Below are 18,366 nucleotides of genomic sequence, written 5' to 3' on the forward strand. Positions count from 1 at the left end.
GAGTTTAGAGTGGCCTTTCTGCGTTTTTCTTGAATCTAACTCTACGCAATACTCATTCATCCCACTTCATTTGCCGCATCTCACATTCTGATAAATAGATAATTGACATAAAATAGTACAAATATACATTATCACTCTATTCTTATGGATAAGTGAGATAAATGTGAACAAGCCAATCTTCGTCGTAGTACTCGCTTCGCTTACGTATGGCTGCGGTGGAAGCAGCTCCAGTGACAGCAGTGATCCTTCCGATACCAATAACCCAGGAATGCCCGCTGGTGTTGTTGCTCCCTATGATATTACCAAGTATCAAAACATTCTTTCCAGCTCAGATCTTCAGGTCTCTGATCCTAATGGAGAGGAGGGCAATAAAACCTCTGAAGTCAAAGATGGTAACTTCGATGGTTATGTCAGTGATTATTTTTATGCTGATGAAGAGACGGAAAATCTTATCTTCAAAATGACGAACTACAAGATGCGCTCTGAAGTTCGTGAGGGAGAAAACTTCGATATCAACGAAGCGGGCGTAAGGCGCAGTCTGCATGCGGAAATAAGTTTGCCTGATATTGAGCATGCCATGGCGAGTTCTCCCGCTGATCATGATGAAGTGACCGTGCTACAGATCCACAACAAAGGCACGGACGAGAGTGGTACGGGTTATATCCCTCATCCACTATTGCGTGTAGTTTGGGAGCAAGAGCGAGATGGGCTCACAGGTCACTACTGGGCAGTCATGAAAAACAATGCCATTGACTGTAGCAGTGCCGCTGACTCTTCAGATTGTTATGCCACTTCATATAATCGCTACGATTTGGGAGAGGCGGATCTCGATAGCTTCACCAAGTTTGATCTTTCTGTTTATGAAAACACCCTTGCGATCAAAGTGAACGATGAAGTTAAAGTCGACGAAGACATCACCTACTGGCAGCACCTACTGAGTTACTTTAAAGCGGGTATCTATAATCAATTTGAAAATGGTGAAGCCACGGCTCACTTTCAGGTACTGCGATACACCACCACACAGGCCAACGGCTCAAACGATTGGGACATTAACGATTGGAAGTTGACGATTCCTGCGAGCAAAGACACTTGGTATGGAAGTGGCGGTGACAGTGCTGCTGAACTAGAACCTGAGCGCTGTGAATCGAGCAAAGACCTTCTCGCCAACGACAGTGATGTCTACGACAGCGATATTGGTCTTTCTTATTTCAATACCGATGAAGGAAGAATGCACTTTAGAGCGGATATGGGTTATGGCACTAGTACACAAAACTCTAACTATATTCGCTCTGAGTTAAGGGAGTTGTATCAAAGCAGTACTCAACCGGACTGCAGCACCAGCGATGAAGACACAAGTTGGTATTTGAACGACACACGAACCAATAAAACTAACCATCAGCTCACCGCCACCTTGCGAGTTGAAGATTACCCGAACATCAGCAATCAAGATCCAAAAGTGGTACTTGGACAAATCCATGGTTGGAAGATCAATCAAGCATTGGTGAAACTGTTATGGGAAGGCGAGAGTAAGCCAGTAAGAGTGATACTGAACTCTGATTTTGAGCGCAACAACCAAGACTGTGATCATTGTGACCCGTTCAGTGTCGAGTTAGGGACTTATTCGGCAAGTGAAGAGTGGCGATATACGATTCGAGCCAATCAAGAAGGTATCTACTTGGCGACTCATGATTTAGATGGAACCAACACCGTTTCTCATTTAATCCCTTGGGGACAACATTACACAGATAAAAATGGGGACACGGTCTCGTTGACGTCAGATTGGACATCGACAGACATCGCTTTCTATTTCAAAGCGGGCATCTACCCACAATTTAAGCCTGATAGCGACTATGCGGGTGAAGTGTTTGATGTGAGCTTTAGTTCTCTTAGAGCTGAACATTATTGAATTAGCTAACGTTTGAGTAACAACAATGACTGCTTTAAAGACCATATTGATTCCTAACAATGTGGTCTTTTTTTAACTGCTGCGACACTGGTGAATGAGATGTTCTGAACGATAAATACTCTGCTCGAGTGATGCACATTCTCACCATTACCGCTCGGATTTTTCGCCCTTGATAGCCCATTTCGCATTCGAAATTTTCATATGTTGTCTTTTATCAATAGGAAGTGTGATCCAGTTAAAGTATGGAAAAAGCGAAAAGTGTTCCCAGTCTCATTTATTCAACGAAGTGTTTTATTTGTATTATAAGATTACGTAATATTTTTGTGTTATCGCAAATACTGAGAGAGAAAACGCCTTATAGCTCGTGTTTGCCAATTTATCTTTCACTTACGAACGCTGTCTTTGTATTATAATAATGGATTAGATATGAAACAAATTACTCTAAAAACCTTACTCGCTTCTTCTATTTTACTTGCAGTTGGTTGTGCGAGCACGAGCACACCGACTGTTGATTTCCCAAATAACAAAGAAACTGGTGAAGCGCTTCTGACGCCAGTTGCTGTTGCCGCTAGTAGCCATGATGGTAACGGACCTGATCGTCTCATTGACCAAGACCTAACAACACGTTGGTCATCTGCGGGTGACGGTGAGTGGGCAACACTAGACTATGGTTCAGTACAAGAATTTGATGCGGTTCAAGCATCTTTCAGCAAAGGTAACGAGCGCCAGTCTAAATTTGATATTCAAGTAAGTGTCGATGGCGAAAACTGGACAACCGTACTTGAAAACCAACTGAGCTCAGGTAAAGCGATCGGCCTAGAGCGTTTCCAATTCGAGCCAGCAGTGCAAGCGCGCTACGTAAGATACGTTGGTCACGGTAACACCAAAAATGGTTGGAACAGTGTGACCGGGTTAGCTGCGGTTAACTGTAACATTAACGCTTGTCCTGCTAGCCATATCATCACTTCAGACGTAGTAGCTGCAGAAGCGGCAATGATCGCTGAAATGAAAGCAGTGGAAAAAGCACGTAAAGATGCGCGCAAAGATCTTCGTTCAGGTAACTTTGGTGTAGCAGCGGTTTACCCTTGTGAGACCTCAGTTGAATGTGACACACGCAGTGCACTGCCAGTTCCAACAGGCCTGCCAGCGACACCAGTTGCAGGTAACGCGCCAAGCGAAAACTTTGACATGACGCATTGGTACCTATCTCAACCATTCGACCATGACAAAAACGGTAAGCCTGATGATGTTTCTGAGTGGAACCTTGCAAACGGTTACCAACACCCAGAGATCTTCTACACAGCTGACGATGGTGGTCTAGTCTTCAAGTCTTACGTGAAAGGTGTTCGTACCTCTAAAAATACTAAGTATGCGCGTACAGAGCTTCGCGAAATGATGCGCCGTGGTGACCAGTCTATTAGCACTAAAGGTGTTAACAAGAACAACTGGGTATTCTCAAGCGCACCTGAGTCTGACTTAGAAGCTGCTGCTGGTATTGATGGCGTTTTAGAAGCAACGTTGAAAATCGATCACGCAACAACGACAGGTAATGCGAACGAAGTAGGCCGCTTTATCATTGGTCAGATTCACGATCAAAACGATGAACCAATTCGTTTGTACTACCGTAAACTGCCAAACCAAGCAACGGGTGCGGTTTACTTCGCACACGAAAGCCAAGATGCAACTAAAGAGGACTTCTACCCTCTAGTGGGCGACATGACGGCTGAAGTGGGTGACGATGGTATCGCACTTGGCGAAGTGTTCAGCTACCGTATTGATGTTAAAGGCAACACGATGACGGTTACGCTAATGCGTGAAGGCAAAGACGACGTTGTACAAGTGGTTGATATGAGCAACAGTGGCTACGATGCAGGCGGCAAGTACATGTACTTCAAGGCCGGTGTTTACAACCAAAACATCAGCGGCGACCTAGATGATTACTCACAAGCGACTTTCTACCAACTAGACGTATCGCACGATCAATACAAAAAGTAATCTGGTCGAATAACACTTAATATTAAAGCTATCGCAATAGCCTCTAGCCTCAGGGTTTGGAGGCTTTTTTGTGCCTGCTGTTTAGGCAAAGAGTATGATTCAATTTAGTAAAAGAAGGGGATAGTTATCAGTTACACTGAATTTAGAACAGTCTTAGTAAACTCATTCAGTATTAACTTCAGTCGTTATGAGTTTCAGTCACTATCCTCCCCCCATCGCCGATCACCATTAACCTCAGTCATGATTAATCTCAGCTGATAACAGGTCATATTGTCTCTCATTCAAAGCTGTACAATGCCAATATTATTTTGGAATCGCCATAGCTAGAAACTTCGACTTCGTTCTCAAGGTATGTACCAATGCAACGTCTATACACGAACGTATTGTTGTACGTGGTCTTCTAATAAGCGTTAACTTGGCTGATTACTCCCGTTCTGTTTTTGAAACCTCCACTTTTGGGTTGTTTAGCAAGACTCCTAGCAACAGCAATAAATAGTGTTTCAACTCTTTCATAACTAGAAGGGCAGGGTTAGCCATTATTCTATTAGCGCCAATGCTTCATGAAATACTCAGGCGGGTTCAAGTCGATGGTTAAACGAATCTAGTGATCAAGGGGATGCGCTTGAGGGTTAGTTGCTTACAGGCCGTAAATACCTTGATTGTATGGTACGGTGATGTTGAATAATAATTTGTGGGTGGAGTGTAGAGCTGAGGGTTTTTGTTTATCTATGATAGATACAGGGCTTTTGAGAGGGTTAAATAATTAGAGAGGCAAGGGGGTATTCTTTACTAGCAGAATCGGTGCTTATTCACGCTGAAGTAAAGTTCCGCTGAGTCAGAGAGCTTAAATTAATCGCCAGTCTGCTTTTTATTCTTGAGCTAGCAATAAAAAATCCCTATCAAATGCGTTGATAGGGATTTGTTTTATCTAGCAATTAAGTCAAACAGACTTTCTAGTGAGAACTAGAATAGGTCTGAATCTAGGTTGTCGAAGTAGGTGTATGTCCCTTTTGAACCATTGTCACCAGTGTATAGTGCAATAGCGGTCGGGGAACCACCTGCACTTTCAGCTTTTAACCCAGTGTAGTCTGTTCCATCAACATTGACGGTAATGTCTGTATCTACCCATGAAATGGTCACATCTACCCATGTGTCTTTTGAGTATGACGCAAGGTCAACTTGGCTGCCTGTTTCGTTGCGGAATTTAATCATACTAGATGTAAATACAACTTCAGTGAAGCGACCACTAGATGATGCATCGTTATTAGAACCTAAGAAAATGTATGATGCTTTTACATAGCCATCGCTAGGGATGTATACAGATGTAGAAACAGAGCCAGTTTCTGCTGCGCCATTAGCAAAGTCGCGGCCGACGATAGCTTTGTTATTATCAGTGGTTGAGTCCGCACCATCTTCAATGCGTAAAGAGTTAGAACCCGATTTGGCAAAGTCACTACTGATCACTGCTGTATTTAAAACCCCATCAACACCTTTTGTCTGGTACGCAGGGTTAGCCACATCGATCTGCGTACCTACAGTATAAGAATCGAAGTTGTCTGTTACTTCGCTCGGATCTGGTTCTTCAACTTGAGCTTCAAAAAGTTTTGAATCTAAGTTATCGAAGTAAGAAGAAGTACCTAAACTGCCGTTGTCACCCACATACATTGCAAACAATGTTGGAGCGCCTGGAATAGCATTCGCTGTTAGAAGAGCTGGCCACTCAACACCATCAATAGTGACAGTTACACCATAGGTGTCATCGTCATTTGGTGACCACGCCATATCAACATCAACCCAAGTATCTCTAGAGTACGACGCTAAATTAATCTTGTCTCCATTCTGACCTCTGAATGTTAATTTACTAGAACCGAAATATAGGTCAGCGAATCTAGCATCAGTTGAAGCATCCTCAGATGTTCCTAGGTATAGATAAGTCGATTTATTTGTATCACTTGGAACATAGACCGAGGTTGAGAGTAACCCACTCTCAGCTATGCCATCTACAAATGTACGAGATACAATAGGTTTACTTTCAGTTGAGTTGTCGTGCAAGAACAAAGAGTTCTCACCAGAACTAGCAACGGCATTAGAAATGTTTGCAATGTTCGTACTGCCATCAACATTTAAAGCTGTGTAGTCCGTGTTCGCTACGTCAATTTGTAATCCAACTTCATAAGTATCAAAATTATCAGTTACAGCAGCAGGCTCACCATCAGCTTCTTCTGCGGCATCGGTCACATTAGTATCATCACGATGGTCAGTACCTGATAGAGGGACGTTAGTATCGGTGATGGCAATACCACCATTTGATACAGCGTAGTTACCGTCTACTGATGTCGTGCTGACTGAACCGTCATCATTGAATAGCGTGAACGCAACTTGACCTGAAGTTTCATCTTCAATTGTCTCTTCATAAGTGGTTTCAAATCGTTCGTATTCACCAAGTGTGGTATCTGCTGAATTGTCAGTGTAGTAATAAAGTGTTTCACCATCTGCAGAGAAGCGATATACGTTGGGCAAGTCAGCACTACTCGATGATGAATAGGCTGCTGAGAATACTGTGGTATCAGAAAACTCCCAATAACCATCTAGTAATGCGGAAGTTGGTACTCCAGGATCGGTAGAACCATCCGTCGGAATAGGTAAACCATCACTGTTACAACCGAATAATAAACCTGTCGAAAGAGCGACAGCTGTAGCGACTTTAGAAATTTGCATAAAATATTCTCTTTATGATATTAAATCCATATGTAAATCACATAAGAAATAGATAATAAATAGTCGTTAAATATTTATTAGGATGAAGCTAATTCTGATTAGAACATCCTATTATTTAAAGTAAAGTAATTAAAATATGCCCAAATAAGTTACAAGAGGAGAGGGCTATTCTATATTTTGACTATTTTTATTAGAATGAGTAAGCAATACCAACACGGTATTTAGCTTCACGATCTTTTGAAGATGAACTGATATCAGACGACCAGATCTCAGCAAAAGGTTTCCAAGAACCGAACTTGTAGTTTACCTTTAAGCCAGCATCCCATTCCCAGTCATCACTATTATAAAGAAGTACGTTATCTAAAGATTTTACATAGTTTGCTTCGTAAGAAAGGCCAAGCTTCGGCAGAGATTCTACTTTGTAAGAACCCGTTAGTGTGACTTTAGACTTTTGAGCTGATTCTAAACGTTCACCAGTTTCAGAGTCTTTGTCACCAAATTGTGTGTGGTTACGGAAATCAGCATATTCATGACGGTAACGAATTGCGGTTGTTAGGCCCATGTCTGCTTTATAGCCAACACGGAACTGAGGCTTGAACGTAACCTTCTTCATCTTCCAGTCGCCGTCGTTGTAGTTCGGCTCATCCCAGTCCCAAGCGATTGGCATACCAACTTGTAGGTACCAGTTGTTATCGACCTTATAAGTTGCAGTATTTTCGACTTCCATGCCGTAAATGTACCAGTTGCCATTGTAGAAACTTCGGCTGTTGGCATTTTTTACGCTACCCGAATCTTCATCGTAGTAAGAGTCGTCAGTATGGAATTTAACTTCAAGACCTGTTGAGTGCTTCCACTTATCAGATAGCTTAAAGCTGTGGCCTAGTTTTACACGGTGCTGGTGGCGAGCGTCGACATGAGCTTCATCGCCATTGGTTTTTGTATAATCAGTCGCTGCACGATACTCATAGCGGTAATCAAGTGTTGTCGCTGATGCCATTCCTGCAAATAAAGTTGTTGCCACTGCGATAGCAACCATATTCATTTTTTTCATCATTACTCTCGTATTTTTAGATTTAAGATTAAGTAAAGGTAGGGTATTCCTAGTGAGCCACCCAATAACTCATACAATAATCTTATATGTTAAGTTTATGAAAAACCGTGAGCTGGTACTCAATGCGAATAAATGTAGTATTGACTAGTTTGTTAATTCAGTTGTGAGTCACGAAAATTTCTATAATTCGAACAAAAAACACTCTCAATTGTTAAAATATGGCGCTGTAGTTAACAAGTTTAACTTTTTTAACTCGTCATATAGCAAAGTGTTATGAATATCCCACTTTTAATACTGTGTTTAATCTCAATAATGACTGGTCTCTCAATTTCCCCACTTGTCCAAGAAATACAAAAGCCATGTGATAAAATAATACAAATGTTTTATCGATGGTCGTAACAATATGATCTGGATGACTTGAATTAAACTGCTTTTATTTCATTGGTTAGTTTGTTGGTTCCATGGTCTGTACGTTTAACAAATGGTTGGTCGAGAAAGAAAAATGAAAAACTTAATATGCTTAGCCGCAGCTACTTCACTTTCGTTAGGAGCGTATGCGTCCGATTTAGGAGTCCCTGCTAATTCCTCTCAATTCAAAGAGATTTTGAAAGTTTCTAAGCTGCAAATGTCTGACCCTAAGGGGAAGCCCGGGAATAAAAAGGACTATGCGAGTAAAGGTGAATTCGATGGGGTGGTCTTTGAACATTTTTATCTTGATGAACCGACTCAAGCATTAGTCTTTAAAATGGCGGGCTATAAAAACCGCAGTGAGCTCCGCGTTAACGACAACTTCAAAATTGATGAACCCAGTAAATACCACCATTTAAGCGCTGAGTTCATGCCTATTAACCCTCGTGATTCGGTTCAGAATAGCGAAAAGAAACGAGATGAAATGACGTACTTGCAAGTGCATAACAAGGGTACGTATTACGATGGCAAACAGAGTTCCCATGGCGAAGGATATATACCTCACCCGTTGGTTCGCGTGGTTTATGATGCTAATAGAAGCGGTAAGACCGATTGGTATTGGGCAATCATAAAAAATAATGCGGTTAACTGCAGCTCCAAGAGCGGAAATAAAGGCTCAGCGGAATGTAAGAAAGCTTATATAAAGTTACCGCTTGGCCCGATAGCTCAAAAAGGCTCGGACAAATTTGATATTTATGTAGGTAACCAAAGGTTAATCATCAACCATAACGACAGCACTGTAGTTAATCACGACATTAGCTATTGGAAGGATATGGTGAGTTATTATAAGGCTGGCGTTTATAACCAATTTAAGAATGGTGAAAGCGAAGCCCATTTCTACAAGTTAGCTTATTCAATAAAAAATAAACCTGTTATTACAGATTAGGGTAGTACTGCCTAGTTTAATATTAATGGGTCTACAAATACTCGTTTGTTATTAAGGATAATTTGGATGTTCAAAAAAAATATGCTTGCTGTAGCTTTGCTATCAGCAGTACCTATTGTGTCGTTTGCAAATAATGGTGTGTCTTACCCCGTACCTGCCGATAAATTCGATATGCATAATTGGAAAATAACCATACCTTCAGATATTAATGAAGATGGTCGCGTTGATGAAATAGAAGGGGTCGCTATGATGAGCTACTCACACAGTGATTTCTTCCATCTTGATAAAGACGGCAACCTTGTATTTGAAGTGCAGAACCAAGCGATTACGACGAAAAACTCGAAAAACGCGCGTTCTGAGTTACGCCAGATGCCACGTGGTGCTGACTTCTCTATCGATACTGCTGACAAAGGTAACCAATGGGCATTGTCTAGCCATCCATCAGCAAGCGAGTACAGTGCGGTTGGCGGCACACTAGAAGCGACACTAAAAGTGAATCACGTTGCGATTAACGCTAAGTACCCAGAAAAGTACCCAGCTCACTCGGTGGTTGTTGGTCAGATTCACGCTAAAAAACATAATGAGCTAATCAAAGCTGGAACTGGTTACGGGCATGGTAATGAACCACTAAAGATCTTCTATAAGAAGTTTCCTGACCAAGAAATGGGTTCAGTATTTTGGAACTATGAGCGTAACCTAGAGAAAAAAGATCCTAACCGTGCCGACATCGCTTACCCTGTGTGGGGTAACACTTGGGAAAACCCAGCGGAACCGGGTGAAGCGGGTATTGCTCTTGGTGAAGAGTTTAGCTACAAAGTGGAAGTGAAAGGCACCATGATGTACCTAACGTTTGAAACAGAACGTCACGATACGGTTAAGTATGAAATCGACCTGAGTAAGGGCATCGATGAACTTGATTCACCAACGGGTTATGCTGAAGATGATTTCTATTACAAAGCGGGCGCATACGGCCAATGTAGTGTAAGCGATTCTCACCCTGTATGGGGCCCAGGTTGTGGCGGTACTGGCGATTTCGCTATCGATAAAAAGAATGGCGACTACAACAGTGTGACTTTCTCAGCGCTTAAGTTGAACGGCAAATAGTACATAAGGCTAGTTAGATACAGGCCTTAAGGAATGTTTTCGAAGACCACTTAACCGAATGTTGAGTGGTCTTTTTGTTTCTTTAAAAGCGCGGGGATCGAAGTGCTTGTTATATGACTTTAAATATTTCATCCAGAGGGAGTCGTGCTTTTGGTAGCCCGTGGTTGTAGTCTTCGCTCTCTAAGAAGTAACCCATTGCCAACGCAACTTCACAGATGTGCCCATCAAGCTCTTCGCTAAATTCTTGTCCGATCAAGTCCATATCGACTCCTTCCATCGGTGTAGAACCTATTTCAAGCCTCGCAAGAACGTGAAGGGCGTTACCTAATGCTAGGTAAAGTTGCGCTTTGGTCCAGTTACCATTAAAGCCGTTATCATCAGTATTGAGGTCTGCAAAAGCGTAACCGCCATTGAGCATGTTGTCGTACATTTCTGCAGGTAAGTGACCAGATTCAACTTCAACATCCACACGGTGAGCGTATTTGTCTTTGGTGTAGTTTGGGTCGTAGGCAAAAAGAATGATGTGCGATGACTCAATTGCGTGATGTTGATTGAACTGGAACTTGATAGCGAAAGTGTCGTGGAAGCGTTGCTTGGCTTCTTCGCTCTCTATCAGAATGAATTTCCACGGTTGTGAATTAATAGAAGAAGCAGAAAGGCGGATAGCTTCTTTGATGATCTCTATTTTTTCAGAAGAAATTCGTTTGCTAGGATCGTATTTTTTGACGGTGTAGCGCTTGTGAAGATCTTGAATAATGTCATGCATAGTGTGTTCACCCAATTCTCTTAACGATTAATCTAAGCTGGATTGATGAGTCTTTTGTTGCTTGAGGTGTGTTAGCCACTGACCCAATAAATGCCTACCTTCAAAGTAGTACAACCTTGCCAAAGGACAAGGTTGTATTTTGGAGATTTTGTGCGAACTTTCTTTATTTCAAAAGCTTAGTGTTAAATGTGATGTCTGGACTCATCCAAAATGATTTTGGACTTAGTCATACATCAACTCTTTGGCTTTGTCGGCATCAAACTCTTTAAGAGACTTTCGAGCTAAGTGACGGAATGGGAAAGCTTTAACGACTTCTTCGAATGGTTGGATAGCAAAGGCCCAAAAGATAGAGCCATCTAAACCAAAGATGATCAATGCACACAATGGAATTGAAATTACCCATTGACCAGTAAAGTTGATCTTGAAGACTGCGGTTGTTTTTCCTAGTGCTCTTAATACATTCCCATGAACCGTGTTGTAGCCACGAACAATTGGCAAGAATATGTAGAGTGGGGCGATAACGGCCAATGCTTGATAGGTAGACTCATCCAAGTTCGGGTAAATGTCACCAATGACCAGACTTAATCCTGCGAACAAGAGTGCACAAACGAAAGAAATGACGACTGCAATATCGATACTGGTATCGACGTTTTTGACTAGGTCATCCATCTTTTTGGAGCCAATCGCTTGGCTGATAGTAATCGCGGAAGAGTGAGCCCAAGCGGTAATAAATTGAGAGACAGCCCTGATCCAAGGCATCACCAAAGTAATCGCTACGTAAGCGTTGATGTTAAGTTGCGAATACAACAATTGATATATCGTTGCGCCAATCAAAAGCATGGTCACGTTCGCTGCTACGGGGAATATTTCGATAAAGTGACGGCGAACGTTGGTAAAGAATTCAGATCGCTGAGCATCTAATTTGAGTGAAATCGCTGAGCTTAAATGCACGCACAAAACCAAATACAGCAAGCGGATCGTTATTGCAATAATGCTGCCTAATGCAGCACCTTGTACTCCAATCCCTTCAAAATTAGAGAAGCCATGAATCAGCACATACGAGAGTACAGCATTGATAGGCAGTTCAATTAAGTAACCTTTGAATGGGACTTTAGTTCTGCCTAGCGCATTAAATAAAGCAATGATCACCTGCGTTAACGCGGTAAAAATAACGATGTATTTCGAGATGTCTAGATAGCGGCTGATTTCTAAGTGAAGGGAAGCGTCGTCTGTTAATGCTTGAATCAAGGGTTGTTCGAAAAAAGTAAGTAGAAGCCAAAAGAGGGTTGCTACGCCAAGGTTGATAAATAACCCTGCCCAAAATGCTTTAGATAATGACGCGGCGATGCCAGAGCCCACTGCGCGGCTTAATACCAACTGAGTACCGTTTGCCAGCGCCATTTGAATTCCCAGTACAAAGGCAACGATAGTCGTCGCAATCCCCATTGCAGCTAAAGGGATTTCACCAAGAGGAGAAACCAGCAACGTGTCGATCATCAACATCGACTGCATCAAGATACCGTTTAAGGCGAGGGGCCAGGCGAGAGAGAAATTTTTCCTTACGTACGATTGCGAAGACACAAACAACACCTTATGTGTATAACCGTAAGCTTTCTCTGAGGTGACGGAGTAGAGCGTTTAAAGAAGAAAACACTACGGTATTTGATGGTTAGAAAATGGGCGCTAAAACAAGACTGACTTGCGTCTTTGAAACACAAGTCAGTTTGGTCAATCTCGGTTATGCGATGGCTAATTCAACCCTAGAGAGCTTTTGGTTCTCATCGTCTAGCAGGACTTGAGAAGCAATTCGAGCTTGCTTGGCATCGCCTGACATTATCGCATCGTAAATCGCTTTGTGTTCTTCTAAACAGAATCGACCGCCTTCAGCTGAGTGGTCGATAAACTGTTTGAAGATAGTCGACAGAATATTCGCGAATGGAATATAAAATTGATTACCTGTCGATAAGAAAATCGTTTGGTGAAACAGGTGATCGTTGGTTGTCCACTCTTCATAATCGAAGCTATTTGCCGCGATGGTCATCTTCTGGAAAAGAATCGAAAGCTCTTTGCGTTGCTCAACGGTTGCGTTGGTTGCGGCGAGTGCACACGCTTCCGGATCAATCGCTTTTCTTAAGCCTAAAAATTGAGACAAGAAGGGTTTGGTATCTTCTAAATCTTGGATCCAGTACAGCAATTGCGGATCCAAGAAGTGCCACTGTGTTCTCGGCTTGATACGAGTGCCCACTTTTGGCTTCGATTCGATTAAACCTTTTGCCGAAAGTAGCTTAGTTGATTCTCGAAGGGCAGTTCTGCTCACTCCAAAGATATCGCACAGCTCCATTTCGCTGGGTAACTTTTGATTTTCTTCTAACTCGCCTGACAAGATCTTGCGAGCAATTTGTCTCGCCACTTGAACATGAATTCGGCGGCTTGAATCTTCCACCAATGTAAATATTGACATTTAAACCACCTGAAATTGAAATTTTGAAAACACTAAAAGCCAGACGAATCTGGCATTTAGTGTCAGTGTATACGTCGAATTTAGTGTGAGGTTTTCCCTCATCTATTCGGGTCTGTTGACCTTATATAGTGTGGCGAACTTAAATCGCTGAGTGAGCTTATATAAACCAGCTAACTAGGGCGTTATTTGTCCGCCATTAACATCTAGGATTTGACCTGTGATGTAACCGCTGCAAGCGTGCGATGCAAAGAAAGCAAATGAAGGGGCAACTTCATCAATATTGCCAAAGCGTCCCATTGGAATGTTGTTAGCAATGGTCGCTTTCAAATCGTCGCTCTTACCATCGTGAAATGCGGTGTCGATAGTGCCCGGTGAAACAATGTTGAAACGGATATTGTCTTGCGCGAACTCCTTCACCCAATTACGGTGAATGTCGTGTAACCAAGCTTTTGAAGCTGCATAGATGCCTGCACCAACACCACCGCCTTCGCGAGCGGCAATAGATCCTGTGCTAATCACACAAGATGTTTGCCCGGACTCAGCAGCAGAGGCGCGTAAGTGCGGGATAGAGAACTTAGTTGTCATCAGTGCAGAGCGAACATTAAGGTTCATTACGCGCTCATAAAACTCATCATCGATATTTTCTAGATTGGCGCGGCCACCAAGGCCACCGGCGTTGTTAATCAACACGTCCATGCCACCAAAATGATCAGTAAACTCTTTGACTAACCTTTCGCACTCTAATGTGTCCGTTAGGTTTGCAGGGAAAAAGGCAACATCACCACCCAGTGCGGTAAGTTCAGATAGAACGTCATCGACTTTTGGGCTGAAAGCACGACTATTGATGCCGATTTTTGCGCCGTATTTTGCAAAGACACGTGCGGTAGCTAAACCCATACCAGCAGTAGAGCCAGTAATTAGAATGCGTTTGCCTTTTAAATCGTTAAACATCAGAGCCGCCTATATTGTAGATTATTTACACCAATAAATCATACAATAACACTTGCCATATTCAAGGGTGTTCATCTAAAAACGGGTTATTACCGACATAAATAGTGAGAGTAAGGGTGGTTTTGTGAGTTCACGCATACATTGAAATTGTAAATGAGAACTATTTGTATGAATTAATGGGTTGAATTGGTTTTATAAACCTAAAGATGAGCAGGTTTGTAAAATATTGCTCCAGCCTTTATTGGTAGTGACCTCACGTTATTCTGATGCTGTGTTGGTGAAGATATAAATCAGTGCTATAGTCCGGGTTAAATAATACATATCTAATAAGTAAGTAGACACATGGCTGGCTCTTTCAATTCTATTTCAGGCTCTAAGCGAAGCCTTCATGTGCAAGTTGCACGTGAAATCGCTCGTGGTATTTTGTCGGGCAATTTGCCTCAAGGTTCTATTATCCCTGGTGAAATGGCTCTGTGTGAGCAATTTGGTATCAGTAGAACAGCATTAAGAGAAGCGGTTAAGCTTCTGACTTCAAAAGGTCTATTAGAATCTCGTCCTAAGATTGGTACTCGCGTTGTTAACCGCGCGTTCTGGAACTTCTTAGATCCACAATTGATCGAATGGATGGATGGTTTGGCCGATACAGACCAATTCTGTCATCAGTTTTTGGGTTTACGCCGCGCGATTGAACCAGAAGCGTGTGCTTTAGCTGCTCAGTTCGCGAGTGCAGAACAACGCATTGAGCTGTCTGGTATTTTCCAACAAATGGTAGAAATCTCTAGCGAAGAAACGCTTGATCAAGAGCGTTGGCTAGATATCGATATGAAGTTCCATAGCCTGATCTTCAATGCAACAGGTAACGACTTCTATCTTCCATTTGGTAACATCTTAACGACCATGTTTGTTAACTTTATTTCTCACTCTTCTGAAGAGGGAAGTACTTGTATTAACGAACACCGCCAGATTTATGAAGCAATCATGGCAGGTAATAGTGACAAAGCACGCCACGCGTCAGCAAGTCACCTGTTAGAAACAAACCACAGATTACCAGTCGCTAGTTAATTGTTTTCACTGTTATTTTAGCTTTGATCGTTTTGCATTATCGACGAGAGGTCATTCTCGTAAAACTAGGGTAGTCAAAGTTAAAATTACGGTTATTCAAAAGCTAATTTCAGCAGTGACCTCTAAAAAGCACGTTTGATACGTGCTTTTTTTGCATCCAAATTTGATGAAAACCTGACTGGTGTCCAATATTTAATCTATTATTTGCTGTTTCGTTAAAAGCACTAGTAACCAGTATTTTAAGTTATATAATAATACTAATTAAATTATTGTGAGTGTGATTATGCCCCAGTCTCTACTGCCAAATATTCTTCAATTCATAGGTCAAATCGACCCATTCGATAAGATCCCTAAAGAAGCACTTCGCGAACTTGCCTCTAACGTGCAAATTACTTATCTCGGTAAGGGAGATGTGGTTGATTTGTGTGAGTCGGGAAAGGAAAAATCGCTCTATATCATTCGAACGGGCTCTATGGAGCAACGAAAATCGGATGGTGTGCTTCGTGCTCGTCTAGGCAGTGAAGATTTGTTCGGCTTTACGTTCTTAGATTCTGAAGTCAACGACGAAAAAGGCTATAGAGCTGTCGCAATCGAGAACACCTTGCTTTATGTGATTCCACACTCGGCACTTCAAACGCTTTTCAAAGCCTTTCCAAGTTGCGCAGAACACTTTGCTTCACAGGCGCAGGTTCGCTTGAAGTCGGCACTGGATGTGGTTTGGTCAAATAAAGAGAAAGGCCTATTCATTCGTAAAGTCGAAGAAGTGGCAAGCGGGCAGGTGGCGATTGTTAAGTCTGAGCAAACCATCCAGTCGGTTGCGGTTGAAATGCTTCATCAACGCTCACCTTGTGCCGTGATCTATGAAGGTGAAACCATTGTTGGTCTGATCACCGACCGAGACATGACGAAGCGAGTGATCGCCCACGGCGTGAGTACTGATAGTTTGATCTCTGAGGTAATGACGCACTCTCCACTTACGGTAAAACCGGATGATTTAGTGCTGCATGCGGCGTCAATCATGATGCAATTCAATATCCGTAACTTGCCCGTTGTGAAAGAGAATAAGGTTGTAGGTCTTCTTACTACGTCTCATTTGGTTCAAAACCACCGTGTTCAAGCGATATTCTTGATCGAGAAAATCAAATACGCAGGCAGCGTGAAAACCATGTCTTCGTTCACCTCAGAGCGCCAAGCTATTTTTGAAGCGCTGGTGGAAGGTAAAGTAGCGCCTGAAACCGTCGGCAAGGTAATGACCATGATTATGGATGCCTACACCCGCCGATTGATTCAAATAGCGATTGATAAGTTAGGACCACCACCGTGTGATTTCTCTTGGATCGTAGCCGGATCGCACGCGCGTAATGAAGTGCACATGCTATCGGACCAAGACAGTGCGATAGTACTAGCCGACGATGCAACCGACAGTGACCGTATTTACTTCAAACACTTAGCGATGATGGTAACCAACGGCTTAGCAAGCTGCCACTACCCATTATGTCCAGGTAAATTCATGGCCGCGACGCCAAAATGGTGTCAGCCACTCAGCGTTTGGAAGCACTACTACAAGAAGTGGGTGGCTAACCCAGAATACGAACGCTTGCTTAACATCAGTGTGTTCCTAGAAATTCGTACTATCTACGGCAACAGTGAGTTTGAAGGCATTCTTCGCGATGAGCTGCATAGCAATATTCGCGGTAACCGTGAGTTTTTAAGCACCCTAGTCAAAGACGCGGTCAATACTAATCCACCACTTGGCATCTTTAATAGCTTAGTGCTAGAGAAGTCAGGTGAGAATAAGAAAACGTTGAACGTGAAGAAGTACGCGATCAACTTGATTATCGACTTAGCGCGTATTTATGGACTTGCTGTAGAGTGCGACTTGTCGGCCACTGATGAACGTTTCGCTGCTGCTAATGAAAAAGGCATGCTGAGCGACGACGCATTCAAGAACATTCTGGGTGCTTACCAGTTCATTCTCTCTTTCCGTTTTGGTCATCAACTTGAAGCGCTGAAGAACGGCGATGTGCCTGACAACAACATCAACCCAGATAGCTTTGGTAGCTTTGAGCGCAAACACTTGAAAGATGCCTTTAGGATCATTGCTGACCTTCAAGAAGCGGCGAAAATTCGTTTCGGAGCACGTTAATGAAGCTATGTTCAACAAATAAATGTTTAAAACGAATGCTAAACTATTTTCACCCGCTTGAGCGAATTAAACGTAAACGTAAGCAATATTTGGGAACGGTTAAGTTGCCTGAAGCGTTACATGATCTCGTACAACAGCCTTGTCCTGAAATGACGGACTTGGCCAAAGACAGCGAATACATCATTTTAGATCTCGAAACCACGGGCTTAGACAGCGAGCAAGACCTTATCTTATCTATGGGGTGGGTCGATGTGGTTAAGGGGAGAATCGATTTAGCGTCAGCCAAGCATATTTATCTGAATAACGATTCGCAGATCAACGCTGAAACTGCTGTTATTAACCATATTACGCCGCAAATGTTGGAAGAGGGCGCGTCTATTCACGATGCGATGCTGACGTTTTTCGAAGCAGCGAAAGGCAAGATCATTGTCGCTCACGCTTGTGTGGTCGAAGAGAAGTTCATTAGCCAATACCTTCTTCGCTGCTACGGCTTAAGAACGATTCCTCTGCTTTGGCTTGATACCTTGTGTATCGAGAAAAGCATGGAGAAAGCGATCAGCAATCATGAAGAAGTCGATTTAACTCTGGCAGGGACGCGAGCAAGGTACGGGCTTCCTGAGTACAACAGCCACAATGCATTAGCCGACGCCGTTTCTACAGCAGAATTGTTTTTGGCTCAGCAGAAGCGAGTCGTGCCTAACGATGATGTGACCGTTGCCTTTCTCTATCGGATCAGTCACTAGGAAAAAGAGCTGCAAGTACGCGGCTCTAATTTTATTGAACCGATTTAAAAGGAAAAAAAGCCAGCGATTAAGCTGGCTTTTGTTTAGGTCTTAGAAAATTAGGACAGTA

At 42.6% G+C, this 18,366-nt stretch carries 13 protein-coding genes; 7 read left to right on the plus strand and 6 right to left on the minus strand.

The window, feature by feature from the left end; genetic code table 11:
* Positions 1-163 precede the first annotated feature (163 nt).
* A complete protein-coding gene (locus IQQ51_RS13040) occupies positions 164-1,906 on the plus strand; it encodes a polysaccharide lyase family 7 protein (protein ID WP_193841291.1) in 1,743 nt (580 codons plus the stop codon).
* A 426-nt stretch (positions 1,907-2,332) separates the two neighbouring features.
* Positions 2,333-3,901, plus strand: coding sequence for a polysaccharide lyase family 7 protein (locus IQQ51_RS13045; protein ID WP_065677168.1), 1,569 nt, complete (start codon positions 2,333-2,335; stop codon positions 3,899-3,901).
* Positions 3,902-4,864: 963 nt separating this feature from the next.
* On the opposite strand, the gene IQQ51_RS13050 is transcribed toward IQQ51_RS13045, so the two are convergent.
* A complete protein-coding gene (locus IQQ51_RS13050) occupies positions 4,865-6,619 on the minus strand; it encodes a hypothetical protein (RefSeq protein WP_065676817.1) in 1,755 nt (584 codons plus the stop codon).
* A gap of 190 nt (positions 6,620-6,809) precedes the next feature.
* Entirely contained in the window at positions 6,810-7,670 is an 861-nt protein-coding gene (locus IQQ51_RS13055; RefSeq protein ID WP_065676816.1) for an oligogalacturonate-specific porin KdgM family protein, read from the minus strand.
* Positions 7,671-8,172: 502 nt separating this feature from the next.
* On the opposite strand from IQQ51_RS13055, the gene IQQ51_RS13060 reads away from it, so the two are divergent.
* Both IQQ51_RS13060 and IQQ51_RS13065 read left to right on the plus strand, forming a co-directional pair.
* Positions 8,173-9,024: a polysaccharide lyase family 7 protein gene (locus IQQ51_RS13060; RefSeq protein ID WP_193841292.1), complete on the plus strand. Its 852-nt coding sequence runs from the start codon at positions 8,173-8,175 to the stop codon at positions 9,022-9,024.
* A 66-nt stretch (positions 9,025-9,090) separates the two neighbouring features.
* Complete coding sequence (locus tag IQQ51_RS13065; RefSeq protein ID WP_193841293.1) at positions 9,091-10,128, plus strand: polysaccharide lyase family 7 protein; 1,038 nt, start codon at positions 9,091-9,093, stop codon at positions 10,126-10,128.
* Positions 10,129-10,237: 109 nt separating this feature from the next.
* Here IQQ51_RS13065 and IQQ51_RS13070 read toward each other — a convergent pair whose 3' ends face one another.
* The 4 genes from IQQ51_RS13070 to IQQ51_RS13085 form a co-directional block, all read right to left on the minus strand.
* Entirely contained in the window at positions 10,238-10,894 is a 657-nt protein-coding gene (locus tag IQQ51_RS13070) for a nitroreductase family protein (RefSeq protein WP_048613960.1), read from the minus strand.
* A 222-nt stretch (positions 10,895-11,116) separates the two neighbouring features.
* Positions 11,117-12,484: an MATE family efflux transporter gene (locus tag IQQ51_RS13075; protein WP_081322222.1), complete on the minus strand. Its 1,368-nt coding sequence runs from the start codon at positions 12,482-12,484 to the stop codon at positions 11,117-11,119.
* A 148-nt stretch (positions 12,485-12,632) separates the two neighbouring features.
* Positions 12,633-13,355 (minus strand): FadR/GntR family transcriptional regulator, encoded by a 723-nt coding sequence (locus IQQ51_RS13080; RefSeq protein WP_048616485.1) that lies wholly within the window; start codon positions 13,353-13,355, stop codon positions 12,633-12,635.
* A gap of 174 nt (positions 13,356-13,529) precedes the next feature.
* Positions 13,530-14,306, minus strand: a complete 777-nt coding sequence (locus IQQ51_RS13085; RefSeq protein WP_050644747.1) for an SDR family NAD(P)-dependent oxidoreductase — start codon at positions 14,304-14,306, stop codon at positions 13,530-13,532.
* Positions 14,307-14,648: 342 nt separating this feature from the next.
* Between IQQ51_RS13085 and IQQ51_RS13090 the strand changes: the two genes are divergently transcribed.
* The 3 genes from IQQ51_RS13090 (at position 14,649) to IQQ51_RS13100 (ending at position 18,257) form a co-directional block, all read left to right on the plus strand.
* A complete protein-coding gene (locus IQQ51_RS13090; RefSeq protein WP_048616482.1) occupies positions 14,649-15,368 on the plus strand; it encodes a FadR/GntR family transcriptional regulator in 720 nt (239 codons plus the stop codon).
* Positions 15,369-15,651: 283 nt separating this feature from the next.
* Complete coding sequence (locus IQQ51_RS13095) at positions 15,652-17,514, plus strand: DUF294 nucleotidyltransferase-like domain-containing protein (protein ID WP_050621193.1); 1,863 nt, start codon at positions 15,652-15,654, stop codon at positions 17,512-17,514.
* The gene (locus IQQ51_RS13100; RefSeq protein ID WP_193841294.1) at positions 17,514-18,257 is read left to right on the plus strand and encodes a 3'-5' exonuclease; all 744 of its coding nucleotides are present in this window, start codon (positions 17,514-17,516) and stop codon (positions 18,255-18,257) included. Before IQQ51_RS13095 ends, IQQ51_RS13100 begins: the two co-directional genes overlap by 1 nt.
* Positions 18,258-18,366 lie beyond the last annotated feature (109 nt).

The organism is Vibrio sp. OPT18 (genome assembly GCF_015163615.1).
Taxonomy (GTDB): domain Bacteria; phylum Pseudomonadota; class Gammaproteobacteria; order Enterobacterales; family Vibrionaceae; genus Vibrio; species Vibrio coralliirubri.

Coding starts and splice junctions, on each gene's coding strand:
- IQQ51_RS13045 (WP_065677168.1), top strand. CDS start 2,333: ATGAAACAAATTACTCTAAAAACCTTACTCGCTTCTTCTATTTTACTT.
- IQQ51_RS13050 (WP_065676817.1), bottom strand. CDS start 6,619: ATGCAAATTTCTAAAGTCGCTACAGCTGTCGCTCTTTCGACAGGTTTA.
- IQQ51_RS13055 (WP_065676816.1), bottom strand. CDS start 7,670: ATGAAAAAAATGAATATGGTTGCTATCGCAGTGGCAACAACTTTATTT.
- IQQ51_RS13060 (WP_193841292.1), top strand. CDS start 8,173: ATGAAAAACTTAATATGCTTAGCCGCAGCTACTTCACTTTCGTTAGGA.
- IQQ51_RS13065 (WP_193841293.1), top strand. CDS start 9,091: ATGTTCAAAAAAAATATGCTTGCTGTAGCTTTGCTATCAGCAGTACCT.
- IQQ51_RS13070 (WP_048613960.1), bottom strand. CDS start 10,894: ATGCATGACATTATTCAAGATCTTCACAAGCGCTACACCGTCAAAAAA.
- IQQ51_RS13080 (WP_048616485.1), bottom strand. CDS start 13,355: ATGTCAATATTTACATTGGTGGAAGATTCAAGCCGCCGAATTCATGTT.
- IQQ51_RS13085 (WP_050644747.1), bottom strand. CDS start 14,306: ATGTTTAACGATTTAAAAGGCAAACGCATTCTAATTACTGGCTCTACT.
- IQQ51_RS13090 (WP_048616482.1), top strand. CDS start 14,649: ATGGCTGGCTCTTTCAATTCTATTTCAGGCTCTAAGCGAAGCCTTCAT.
- IQQ51_RS13095 (WP_050621193.1), top strand. CDS start 15,652: ATGCCCCAGTCTCTACTGCCAAATATTCTTCAATTCATAGGTCAAATC.
- IQQ51_RS13100 (WP_193841294.1), top strand. CDS start 17,514: ATGAAGCTATGTTCAACAAATAAATGTTTAAAACGAATGCTAAACTAT.